The sequence below is a fragment of the Snodgrassella sp. ESL0324 genome (assembly GCF_013344955.1).
GTDB lineage: Bacteria > Pseudomonadota > Gammaproteobacteria > Burkholderiales > Neisseriaceae > Snodgrassella > Snodgrassella alvi.
Genome location: NZ_JAAEDS010000014.1, coordinates 1 through 12,751 on the forward strand (window position 1 = coordinate 1; position 12,751 = coordinate 12,751).

The following is a 12,751-nucleotide window of genomic DNA, read 5'->3' on the forward strand; positions in this document are numbered from 1 at the left end:
CACTATTGATGAAGCTAGCGGTAATGATACCATTCAGTTTACTGATGTTAATTTTTCTGAAGTAAAATTTAGGAAAGAAAACTATGATTTAATTATTTACGGCTACAACGAAAATGATTCAATCCGGATCAAGAACTTTTTCTATGGTAGTTATGATTACTATACAATAGAAAATTTTGTCTTTAAGGATCAAACCATTTCTCTGGAAGAAGTACGTAATATTATCAACAAACAGTAATAATATCCGGCTTAGAAGCTATATAAATTTCTATTTATTTATTATTTAAGCTTGAAAAGCAGAAAAAGGAATCCAGAAATGGATTCCTTTTAAAGCAGATATTATTTACAAATAATATATATATTTATCAATTAATTTCCCCAATATGAAGAAATAATTGCCTGCTGGTTAAATTGCAATTTTTGATTATCAGTAGTGGCAATATCATGAATAGTCGCAGTAAAGCTCGACATGGCATTTACTAACTGTTCAACTTGCGAAGCATAAATTTCCTTACCATCAGCAGTGGTTATACTATACTGACGGTTATATTCAGAAACAAACCAGCTTTTTACTGTAACCTGATCAGAAGTACCGATATGACTGATAATTAAATCATTTCCGTTTTGACTAAACCATAATTCTCTGCTGCTATAGTCTCTGAAGGCAAGAATATCGCCTTGTTGTCGGTTTATTGCTATATCTTCAACAACATCTCTGCCGTGATTAGCATTGAAAACATATAAATCTCTTTCAAAGTTACCACCAAAAAGATAGTCATCGCCGGCTCCACCGTTCAGTATGTCGTAACCTTCTTCTCCAAAAAGTGAATCGTTACCTTCTTCGCCATAAAGAGTATCGTTGCCCTGCCCTCCATAAATGTAATCGTTGCCCTTACCGCCATAAAGAATATCATTCCCTTTTTTACCATTGATAATATCATTACTGTCCCAGCCGGTAAGTACATCATCATTATCAGTACCTTCCAGTACAAATGTCATTTTTGAAATATCATTTGCAGTTATTGTTTTATCTTCAAAGATAAAATTAAATGCACGTGTATTTGCATAACCGGAGATGAAGAAATCAGTAAGAGTAACTGAATCATTATTGCCATAAGCCTGTATAACTAAATTGTTTCCTGAACGGCTGAATCTGGCATCAGCAGCAAAAGCTTTTTCAAATTTAACATCATTATAGTTATTGCGATCGGAAGACAAGCTTTTATCATTGATAATGTCATTACCGTGACCTGTCTGAAAGATATATAGGTCTTTACCTTCACCGCCAGCCATAACATCATTACCAGTCCCGCCAATCATAACATCGTAGCCGTCTCCTCCCAGCAGGATATCGTTACCATTGCCGCCAACAAAAATATTATCTCCCTGGGTGTCTTCCAGATAATCGTCACCGTCGCCGCCATTAAGAATATCGTTACCATTGCCACCGTATAATTTGTCATTACCGGCTTCGCCGTTGAGAATATCGTCGCCGTTGCCGCCATACAGAATATCATCACCCAGCCCGCCATTAATAATATCGTTACTATCCCAGCCATGTAATACATCATTACCATCGGTACCATTCAGAACTAATGTCATCTGGGCAATTGCTTCAGCCGGAAGAGTGATATCTGCAAAGATAAAATTAAAAGCGCGTGTGTCTGTACTATCTGGTTTAAAGAAGTCTGTGAGAGTAACCGAATCCTGATTACCATAGGCTCTGATAATTAAATTATTTCCTGAACGGCTGAAAATGGCATCTTTAATGAACGCATTTTCAAATACAACATCATTGTACTTTTCATGATTTCTGTCTTCATAACCTTTATCATTAATAATGTCCTGACCGTGTCCTGACTGAAAAATATAACGATCTTTTGCCCAATCACCGCCATTCAGAATATCATTACCTGCACCACCGTTAAGAATGTCATATCCGGCATTGCCAATCAGCGTATCGTTACCATTACCGCCGATAAGAATGTCATTTCCATCGCCGCCATCGATATAATCGTCACCGTCTCCACCATCTAAATAGTCATTACCATTATCACCGCTAAGAAAGTCATTTCCATATCCGCCGTTAAGAATATCATTTCCATATCCGCCGTACAGCCTGTCATTACCAAGTCCGCCATTAATGATATCGTTGCTGTCCCAGCCCTGCAGTTCATCATCACCGTCAGTACCATTTATGATAAATGTCATTTTTGCAATATCGACTGCAGTTAATGTTTTATCTTCAAAGATAAAATTAAATGAACGTGTATATGAGTTATGAGTGATAAAGAAATCGCTAAGAGTAACTGAATCATTATTGCCATAAGCCTGTATGACTAAATCGTTTCCTGAACGGCTGAATCTGGTATCTGCAGCAAAGGCTTTTTCAAACTTAACATCATTATAACTATTGCTATCAGAGGACGAGCTTTTATCGTAGATAATGTCATTACCGTGGCCTGTCTGAAAGATATAAAGGTCTTTACTTTCACCGCCAGCCAGAACATCATTACCAGTCCCGCCAATCAGTACATCATAGCCATCATCACTACCAAGCAGAATATCGTTACCGTTGCCGCCTATAAGTACATTATCACCATGTTCGCCAACGATATAGTCGTCGCCATCGCCGCCATTAAGAATATCGTTACCATTGCCGCCATATAGTTTGTCGTTACCGGTACCACCGTTAAGGGTATCGTCGCCGTTCCCGCCATACAGGATATCATTACCAGCTTCGCCATTAATAATATCGTTACTATCCCACCCATGCAGGACATCATCGCCATTAGTGCCATCCAGTGTGAATGTCATCGCTGCGATATCATTGCGATATAAAACTTTATCGGCAAAGATAAAATTGAAAGCACGGCTATCAGCATTATCAGTATTAAAATAATCCGGCAGGATAACAGCATCTGTTGCATCATATGCTTTGATTACCAGATCATTACCGGAGCGGGTGAAAATAGCATTAGCTGCTTTAGCCTGCTGAAAAATAAGATCATTGTACTGAGATATATCATATTCATTACCTTTATCTTGTATGATGCTCTGACCATGACCCGGCTGGAAAACATAGCGATCTTTTGTCCAGTCGCTCCCGGTTTGTATATTTTTAACAGTTTTAATCATTTCTAGCTCCTTATAGGTTGTTGCAAATAAATACCTTTGCAATTTAAATAACATATTTACCAGACATATCTCTTAATATTTTGTTTATTAAAAATCAATATTTTACATAATAATTTAAAAACTTTTTATTTCATTGAATTTTATTATTTATCGTATTAAATATTGATAATTTATGTTTCGAGATTATATCTTTTGTTTTATTTTATGTCTGTAATTACTTAAATATGTTGTATTTTATTCAATCTGATCTTCTGCCAATTTCTATTTAATCATATATTAATAGTCAATATTATAAATTTTTGGATTAAGAAATTATAATTCATTAAAAATCATATATGTAAATTATGACAACAAAAATAGTCTGTAAATTTATTGTATTGAATTTATAAATTAGGATTTATAATAATTTGACAGATTAAATCCATTAAAGAAAAATAATTATATATATTAAATATTTATTTAAAAATATTAGAAGTATTCTATAAATCAGGTTTAAAAAATTAGTATCAACTTCAATACTCAAAAAAACAGGCTTTGTAATCATACAAAGCCTGTTTTAAAAGTCTTAAGAATATCTCACAGTTATTTTATTGTTTCGAATTCATTTCTTTACACATGCATCCCTGTTAAACGGGCAGTATCCTGAGCAATCATCAGCTCTTCATTAGTCGGAATAACCAAAACTGCTGCTTTACTGTCTTTTGTGCTAATCACACCCGGTGTACCGAAGCAGGCTTCCATATTGGCATCATGATCCAGAATCATGCCAAATACATTTAGATAATTAACTACTTTTTCGCGCATTGTAGTTGAGTTTTCACCAATACCACCGGTAAATACCAATGCATCGAGACTGCCGCAGGCAACCATCATACCGCCCACATATTTAGCCAGACGATAGGCAAATACATCCAGAGCCAGCTCGGCACCTTTGTGTCCGTTAGCAGCAGCTTCTTCCAGCATACGGCAATCGTTGGAGAGATTGGATAAACCCAGCATACCGCTTTCTTTGTTCAGCATTTCGGTAATTTCATCAATGCTCATTTTGGCATTCGCGGCCAGGAAAGAGAAAATACTCGGATCGATATCGCCGCAACGGGTACCCATAACCAGACCTTCCAGCGGAGTCAGCCCCATGCTGGTATCCTGTGAACGACCGTTTTTAACAGCGGTAATAGAGGCGCCATTACCCAGATGAGCAATCACCATGCTCATTTCATTAATATCACGGCGCAAAAATGCTGCGGTTTCCTGAGCAACATAACGGTAGCTGGTACCATGCGCACCATAACGGCGTACACCGTAACGGGTATACAGTGTTGACGGTATAGCATAATGATAAGCATGCGGTGGCATAGTCTGATGGAATGCTGTATCAAATACTGCTACCTGCGGCAGCTCGGGAAACGCCTGCTGTGCTGCCTGAATGCCCAGAATATGAGCAGGATTATGCAATGGAGCCAGTACAATACAGGCTTCAATATCACGCATTACTTCAGGAGTAATCACTGTAGACTGGGTAAATCGTTCGCCGCCATGTACGACACGATGGCCGATAGCTTTGACACGGTCATATAAGCCCAGATCTTTTAACTGTTCCAGCAAAGCCATTACAGCTGCAACGTGATCATGATTGCCGGTTAAGGCGTGTTTATGTTTTTCACCATTGATTTTAAAGGTGATGAAAGCATCAGTATTACCTACTTTTTCAGCCAGACAGCTCATTAAAACTTCTTTTTCGGCTAAATCCATGACTGCGGCTTTTACTGAAGAACTGCCACAGTTAAGTACCAATACTAAATCCTGCTCACTCATGTTGTTGTCCTGTTATATCGTGATTATTAAATTCAAAATGAATAATTAATTTTATTCAGCGGGCAAACAGCGTGCGTGCACCTGTAAAACGCTGGCTAAAATAAGGCTGGTCCAGTCTGGCGGTGCGGATAACACCACTGCTGGAAGGCGCATGAATAAATTCACCGTTGCCAATATACAGCCCCATATGTGAATAAGCCTGTCCCGAAGTGTTGAAAAACACCAGATCCCCAACCTGCAAATCTTTGGTGCGGATCGGGGCGGAAACAGCTGCTATATCACGTGCGGTACGAGGCAGATTTACCTGCAATGCCTGCTGGTAAACGTATTGCACCATACCACTGCAATCAAATCCGCTACCCCGGCTACTGCCGCCATAACGGTAGGGTGTACCTATCAGACTCATGCTATGCAACAGCAATTCCTGACTCCCTGCCTGATGACTGACTTTAGTAATCCGAATAGGAGTCAGACGGGGTTGAGTACCAGACTGAACTATTTTTCGACTACTGCTTCTGCAGGCAGAAAGAAATAAAACAAGCGCACCTAAAACAGCACGCCGCTGTGCATTACATGTAACCATTAGTTATTTACCCTGTGTGATTACCTGAATCATGCTTACAAAGTGAATATAACATGAGTTGGTAATAATTTCTCTAAGCATTAAGGCTTAAATGACAATCATTACATTAACTAACCTTGTCGTACAAATCATACAAATTTTACCACTTTGAGAAAGCCATATCGCTCCGAGAAGTTTTAATCTCTTGACAGTGTCCTTGTGCAAGAATAGAGTAGAAGCACTAATTGATAAAAGCTAGCCGGATTAAAATGCTTTCTAGCATTTTTTACTGTAATTACAATCTTTTATTTGAAGAAATACTTTAAAGCATCGCTTACTAATTAATATACAGGAAGCAATATGCAGGAATTTGCACCACTAGTTATTCGCAATCATCATCTCATTCCGATTGTTCAGGGCGGTATGGGCGTAGGTGTTTCCGCCTCAAGTCTGGCCAGTGCAGTAGCGAGGGAAAATGGGGTAGGAACGATTGCAAGCGTGGATTTACGTCATTTGCATCCCGATTTACTTGAGCAGTCCAAAGAAAATCCTACTCAGGAAAAATACGATACCTTAAACAGGATTGCACTTGATCGTGAAATTAAATCCGCACTTGCCCAGTCTGAAGGACGCGGAATGATCGCAGTTAATGTGATGAAAGCGGTTAAAGACCATCATGCGATGGTACAGCAGGCTTGTGAATCCGGTGCACACGCAATTGTAATGGGAGCCGGTCTGCCGCTGGACTTACCGGATATGACTGAAAATTTTCCTGATGTTGCTTTACTGCCTATTTTATCTGAATCACGCGGTATTGGTATTGTGCTTAAACGCTGGATGAAAAAGAACCGTCTGCCTGATGCAATTGTAATCGAACATCCCGCTCATGCTGCCGGGCATCTTGGAGCAGCAACAGTTGCCGGTGTTAATGATGAACGTTTTGAATTTAAACGGGTACTGACTGAAACATTCGAATTATTTAAAAAACTTGATCTGGAACGGGAAAAAATTCCTTTGATTATTGCTGGCGGGATGGCTAATTTTCAGAAAATCACCGTAGCCTTACAAGAATGGGGTGCTGCTGCTGTACAAATCGGTACAGCATTTGCTGTGACTCAGGAAGGTGATGCACATATCAATTTCAAGAAAACTCTCGCCGGTGCCGAAGGCGAACAAATTGTAGAATTCATGTCGGTAGCCGGCTTGCCGGCACGTGGCGTTAAAACTAAATTTCTGGATAGCTATCTGAAACGTGAAAGCGTATTACAGGCTAATGCCAAAGCAGACCCGCGGCGCTGTACGCAGGGGATTAACTGTTTGTCTGTATGCGGCTTACGAGATGGTCTGGAAAAAGTCGGACAATTCTGTATTGATCTGAAACTTGCTGCAGCCTGGCGCGGAGAAACTGATAAAGGTTTATTTTTCCGTGGTAAAGATCCGCTGCCATTCGGTTCAGCTATGCGCACTGTTAAAGAAACCATTGAATATTTACTGACCGGCGAAATTCAGGCTGTCCAGAAATCTGCCTGAAATTGCTGAACAATTTCATAAGCCACATGCATGCATGTGGCTTTTTATTTGTCTGTAACCGGTATTTTCCGGAGCTAAAAATGAATACTTACTGCCGCAGTAATTTGAATGGTGGTAGTATCAAAGCATTTACAATAATTTGTATTTACGATTATGAATCCGAAACTGGAATTATTACAGCCCTATCCTTTTGCCAGATTACGTAAATTAATGGATGGTCTGGAACCACCGGCTGATCTCCAGCCTATATCATTACATATTGGTGAACCCAAACACCCTACCCCGTCGGTTTTAACTGATGCGCTGATTCAGCATCTGGACGGACTTGCAGCCTATCCGGCTACTGCCGGCATTCCTGAGCTTCGTCAGGCTTGTGCTCAATGGCTTATGCGCCGCTACTCAGGGGTAAAAATTAATCCTGATACTGAAGTATTACCCGTGTTGGGCAGCCGGGAAGCATTATTTGCATTTACTCAAACCATAATTGACAGCAGTACTGAATATCAGCCTGTAGTTGTCAGCCCGAACCCCTTTTATCAGATATATGAAGGTTCAGCCTTGCTGGCTGGCGCGCGGGTAGAATATGTCAATTGCCGCGCTCCGCATTTTATGCCGCAATGGCAGGAAATCGATCAGAATACATGGCCAAAGGTACAATTGGTTTTCGTTTGTTCTCCGGGCAACCCCAGTGGCGCGGTAATGAATCTGGACGAATGGAAAAAACTATTTGCCTTACAGGACAAATACGGATTTGTGATTGCGTCAGATGAATGCTATTCAGAAATTTACTTTGATGATGATAATAAGCCTCTGGGTGCATTACAGGCTGCTACTCAGTTAGGCCGGACATTCGACCGTCTGATTATGTTTACCAGCCTGTCAAAACGTTCTAATGCACCCGGTCTGCGTTCCGGTTTTGTAGCAGGTGACAGTAAACTTCTGGCTGATTTTCTGCTCTACCGCACCTATCATGGCAGTGCCATGAGTCTGCCCACACAATACGCCAGTATTGCAACATGGAATGATGAAGAACACGTCATTGCCAATCGTAATCTGTATCGGGAAAAATTTGATAAAGTAATTCCGATATTACAGCAAAAATTTGCTCTGCATAAACCTGATGCTTCATTCTATCTGTGGCTGAATGTTCCCGATTGTGATGATCTGGCCTTTACACAGAAATTATGGCAAAAAGCAGCAATTCGAGTATTACCGGGACGTTATCTTGCCCGTAATACACCATACGGTAATTCCGGAGCAGGCTTTGTGCGGATCGCATTGGTATCCAGTGTCGAAGAATGTATTGAAGCTGCCAATCGTATGGTCAGACTGGCTTTTTAGAATTGGTTTCAAACAGATAATGGAATTAAAACAAAACCAGAATTGCCGGTTTCAATTTTAAAAGCAATTCTGGTTTTTAATAGTATGGCATAAACAGCTATTGTTTATTCTACGTTCTGTACCTGCTCGCGCATTTGTTCAATCAGTACTTTAAGCCCTACTGATGCCTGCGTACATTCAATGGCGATTGCTTTACTGCCAAGTGTATTGGCCTCGCGATTTAGTTCCTGCATCAGAAAATCCAGACGTTTACCCACGCTGCCCCGATGTTCTTCTATCAGACGTCGTGCTTCGGCAATGTGCGTATTTAAACGATTCAGTTCTTCATCTACATCGGCTTTTTGCATAAACAATGCGAATTCCTGTTTCAGGCGCTCTGCATCTACCTGAGCCACTGCCTCGCGCAAACGGGCTTCAGCCTTATTCATATAGTCCTGCAATAATTGCGGGAACAACTGCTGCATAGCTGCCACGATATCTGTCATATCATTCAGACGATCCAGCAAATGCTGCTGCAGTTTTTCACCTTCACGAGCACGCGCTGCTTTAAATTCGGTGAGTACTTGTCCCAGTAAAGTCAGTACACCGTTATGTAATATTTCCTCGTCCTCCGTTGGCGCCACAATGACACCGTGGAAATGCAAAATATCTGCAACAGTTAATTTACCTAGATCTTTATACTTGCGACGCAACTGTTGATTAAATGATGCCAGTTGTTCTACCAGTTTGTGATTAACCGGTAAATCATCAGTACTTTCGCTGGGCAGAGTCTGAATCTGAATACGGCATTCCAGTTTACCCCGTGCCACCTGAGAACTGATTAATTCACGCATCTTGCCTTCAAACGGACGTAATTCTTCTGCAATTTTAAACTGGATATCCAGATAACGATGATTAACTGCTCTGAGCTCAACATTGATTTGGCGATTTCCACATTGTTCTGAAGCATTTGCATAGCCAGTCATACTGTATAACATATATATTTTCCTTAAACCGTTTATTCCTGCCGGGTTATATTCAAACTGGCAATTAAATCAAGTATAACGAAAACGGCTTAATCCTTAAAAGGTTTAATTGATATGAATCGCAACACACTGGTTATATAATTCTGCATTCATCTCCCGACAAAGTCTCTAAGTATGAAAAACACACCTATATCCAATCGTTCCGGACGTGCTGACGATGAGCCACGTCATCTTAGTATCGTGCCTGATTTCCTCGCACAGGCAGACGGTTCTGTACTGATTTGCTGTGGTAATACTAAAGTAATTTGCACAGCAACTATTGATGAAAATGTACCCGGCTTTTTAAAAGATCAGGGTCGTGGCTGGGTAACAGCAGAATATGGCATGCTGCCCGCCTCTGCCAATGGCCGTATGCGCCGCGAAGCAGTAGCAGGAAAGCAATCGGGGAGAACTCAGGAAATTCAGCGCCTGATTGGCCGTTCCTTACGGGCAGTCGTAGATTTAGAAAAACTGGGCAGCCGCCAGATACTGATTGACTGTGATGTTATACAGGCCGACGGAGGCACACGCACCGCCAGCATCAGCGGCGCTTATGTTGCTCTTGCTCTGGCAGTCAGAAAATTACTGGAAACAGGCCTGATCAGTGAAAATCCGATTCGTGAAGCTGTAGCTGCTATCTCTGTCGGTATGATTGACGGTAATCTACTGCTCGATTTGGATTATCCGGAAGATTCTTCCTGTGATGCGGATATTAATGTAGTGATGACCGCCTCACAGCAGCTGGTTGAAATTCAGGGTACAGCCGAAGGAGCTACTTTCAGTATCGGTCAGTTAAATGATTTAATCACCCTGGCACAAAAAGGAATTAACCAAATTCTTGCTGCTCAGCAACAAGCACTGGCTGAAAATTAATTCACAAAAATACAATCATCTATTTTCCGAATTTAAACATTATTTAAAACAAGCTGCCTGAACCTGACAAAATACTCACTCAGCAGCTTGTTTTTGCATGATAAAAATGCTAAAAAGAATGTCCGACAGGATATTTAAGCAGGCAGGGTTAACACAACCTGTCCTTTTTTGACATTATAACAACCCGGAAAGCAAGCAGTATTATGGCGTTAATCGTACAGAAATACGGCGGTACATCAGTTGGAACAGTTGAACGTATAAAAAATGTAGCTCGTCGTGTAGCACAAGCCAGAGCCAATGGTGATGATGTAGTAGTGGTTGTATCCGCTATGAGCGGAGAAACCAACCGTTTGGTTGCACTGGCACATGAAATTCAGGAAAAGCCCAATCCGCGTGAACTGGACGTTGTTTTATCAACGGGTGAACAGGTCACTATCGGTCTGCTTGCCATGGCTTTGCACAGCATTGGTGTAGACGCAAAGAGCTATACAGGCTGGCAGGTAGCCGTTAAAACCGATTGTGCTCATACCAAAGCACGCATTGATGCGATTGATGAGATACGCATCCGCACAGATCTCAATGCCGGTAAAGTTGTTATCATAGCCGGTTTTCAGGGTGTTAATGCCAACAATGATATTACCACTCTGGGTCGCGGCGGTTCGGATACCTCAGCAGTAGCACTGGCAGCAGCACTGAAAGCAGATGAGTGCCAGATCTATACTGATGTGGATGGCGTATACACCACCGACCCGCGTGTCGTACCGGAAGCGCGCCGTCTCAATACCATTTCATTTGAAGAAATGCTTGAACTGGCCAGTCTGGGCAGTAAAGTATTACAAATCCGCTCAGTAGAGTTTGCCGGTAAATATAAAGTGCGGCTGCGTGTATTAAGCAGTCTGGAAAACAGCGGTAATGGCACATTAATCACATTTGAAGAGGATCAGAATATGATGGAACATGCGGCAGTATCCGGTATTGCTTTTGATAAAAATCAGGCACGAATTAATGTGCGCGGGGTACCGGATACGCCGGGAATGGCTTCACTGATACTGGGAGCTGTTGCCGATGCCAATATTGAAGTGGATATGATTATTCAGAATGTCGGCTCAGCAGGAACCACAGACTTTTCCTTTACCGTACCACGCAGTGATTATCAGAATACGCTGGATATTCTTCATGAAGTGCAGAAAACAATAGGAGCTCGTGAAGTCTGCGGCGATGATACCGTATGTAAAGTATCAATAGTCGGCATGGGCATGCGTTCACATGTTGGCATTGCTTCTACCATGTTCCGTACTCTGGCTAAAGAAAATATCAATATCCAGATGATTTCTACTTCTGAAATCAAAGTGTCTGTGTTAATTGATGAAAAATATCTGGAGCTGGCCACCCGTGTACTGCACCAAGTGTTTGAGCTTGATAAAGAACCAATAAAAAAAGGCTGAAAACTCCTTTTTAATTCATGTAAAAATTAACACAGGCCGGCTAAGTCACATCAGCCGGCCTTTAATTATTGTACAATTGCAGGTATTTGCATAAATTAGTGCTGTATCCATGTCTCATACACCAAAACGCGAATACGAAAACAATAAACTGATTAAAAGACTTCGTCATCAGGTTGGCGCTGCTGTTAATGATTTTCAGATGATTGAAGACGGCGACAAAATCATGGTTTGCCTTTCCGGTGGTAAAGACAGCTATGCATTATTGGACATCCTGCTCAGATTACAAAAATCTGCACCAGTACAATTTGAAATTCTTGCAGTTAATCTCGACCAGAAACAACCGGGTTTTCCTGCACATATACTGCCGGATTATCTGCAAAGTCTTGGCGTTCCGTTTCAAATTATTGAAGAAGACACCTATAGCGTAGTCAAACGGGTAATTGATGAAGGCAAAACTACCTGTGGTCTGTGCAGCCGTTTACGACGCGGTATTTTATACCGGGTAGCCAAAGAAAATAACTGTACCAAAATTGCTTTAGGTCACCATCGCGATGATATTCTGGAAACCCTGTTTCTGAACATGTTTTACGGAGGCAAACTTAAAGCCATGCCGCCCAAACTACTGTCAGATAACGGTGAGCATATCATCATCAGACCATTAGCCTATGTTAAAGAAAAAGATCTGATCCGGTATGCACAAATGCTGGAATTTCCCATTATTCCATGCAACCTGTGCGGCTCACAGCCCAACCTGCAACGGCAAGTTATCAAAGATATGCTCCGGCAATGGGACAAACAGTTTCCCGGGCGCATTGAATCTATGTTTTCGGCCATGCAAAACATCGTACCCTCGCATCTGGCTGATTATCATTTATTCAATTTTGCCGGCTTGCAACGCGGACAACAACTACCACATGGCGGCGATATTGCTTTTGACCGTGAACATTTTTCTCCAATTACAACACCAGCACAGACCGGTGATATTAATCAGCCTGCCGGTGCAGGCAAAACTGTTATTAACATTTTAGATTCTCGATAGTAAG

10 protein-coding genes are annotated in these 12,751 nt (G+C 41.3%); 6 read left to right on the top strand and 4 right to left on the bottom strand.

Annotated elements, in window-relative coordinates:
* Positions 1-238: calcium-binding protein (locus tag GYY70_RS07105; protein WP_202984455.1), on the top strand; the 238-nt coding region annotated here is incomplete at its 5' end.
* Positions 239-369: 131 nt separating this feature from the next.
* Here the strand turns inward: GYY70_RS07105 and GYY70_RS07110 are convergent.
* The 3 genes from GYY70_RS07110 to GYY70_RS07120 form a co-directional block, all read right to left on the bottom strand.
* A complete protein-coding gene (locus GYY70_RS07110) occupies positions 370-3,138 on the bottom strand; it encodes a calcium-binding protein (protein WP_174831874.1) in 2,769 nt (922 codons plus the stop codon).
* A 609-nt stretch (positions 3,139-3,747) separates the two neighbouring features.
* Positions 3,748-4,953: an acetate kinase gene (locus GYY70_RS07115; RefSeq protein WP_025330927.1), complete on the bottom strand. Its 1,206-nt coding sequence runs from the start codon at positions 4,951-4,953 to the stop codon at positions 3,748-3,750.
* A gap of 55 nt (positions 4,954-5,008) precedes the next feature.
* Positions 5,009-5,536, bottom strand: a complete 528-nt coding sequence (locus GYY70_RS07120; protein ID WP_174831876.1) for a C40 family peptidase — start codon at positions 5,534-5,536, stop codon at positions 5,009-5,011.
* Between the two features lie 339 nt (positions 5,537-5,875).
* Here GYY70_RS07120 and GYY70_RS07125 point away from each other — a divergent pair, with 339 nt between their 5' ends.
* Both GYY70_RS07125 and dapC read left to right on the top strand, forming a co-directional pair.
* Entirely contained in the window at positions 5,876-7,045 is a 1,170-nt protein-coding gene (locus GYY70_RS07125) for a nitronate monooxygenase family protein (protein ID WP_025330929.1), read from the top strand.
* A 153-nt stretch (positions 7,046-7,198) separates the two neighbouring features.
* Entirely contained in the window at positions 7,199-8,386 is a 1,188-nt protein-coding gene (dapC, locus tag GYY70_RS07130; RefSeq protein WP_174831878.1) for a succinyldiaminopimelate transaminase, read from the top strand.
* 104 nt (positions 8,387-8,490) lie between these two features.
* Here the strand turns inward: dapC and GYY70_RS07135 are convergent, their stop codons facing one another.
* Positions 8,491-9,363 (bottom strand): YicC/YloC family endoribonuclease, encoded by an 873-nt coding sequence (locus GYY70_RS07135; RefSeq protein WP_037392972.1) that lies wholly within the window; start codon positions 9,361-9,363, stop codon positions 8,491-8,493.
* Between the two features lie 162 nt (positions 9,364-9,525).
* Between GYY70_RS07135 and rph the strand changes: the two genes are divergently transcribed.
* The 3 genes from rph (at position 9,526) to ttcA (ending at position 12,747) form a co-directional block, all read left to right on the top strand.
* Positions 9,526-10,263, top strand: a complete 738-nt coding sequence (rph, locus tag GYY70_RS07140; RefSeq protein WP_037392971.1) for a ribonuclease PH — start codon at positions 9,526-9,528, stop codon at positions 10,261-10,263.
* A gap of 203 nt (positions 10,264-10,466) precedes the next feature.
* Positions 10,467-11,708: an aspartate kinase gene (locus GYY70_RS07145; RefSeq protein ID WP_041880385.1), complete on the top strand. Its 1,242-nt coding sequence runs from the start codon at positions 10,467-10,469 to the stop codon at positions 11,706-11,708.
* 109 nt (positions 11,709-11,817) lie between these two features.
* Positions 11,818-12,747: a tRNA 2-thiocytidine(32) synthetase TtcA gene (ttcA, locus tag GYY70_RS07150; RefSeq protein ID WP_174831880.1), complete on the top strand. Its 930-nt coding sequence runs from the start codon at positions 11,818-11,820 to the stop codon at positions 12,745-12,747.
* Positions 12,748-12,751: the final 4 nt, after the last annotated feature.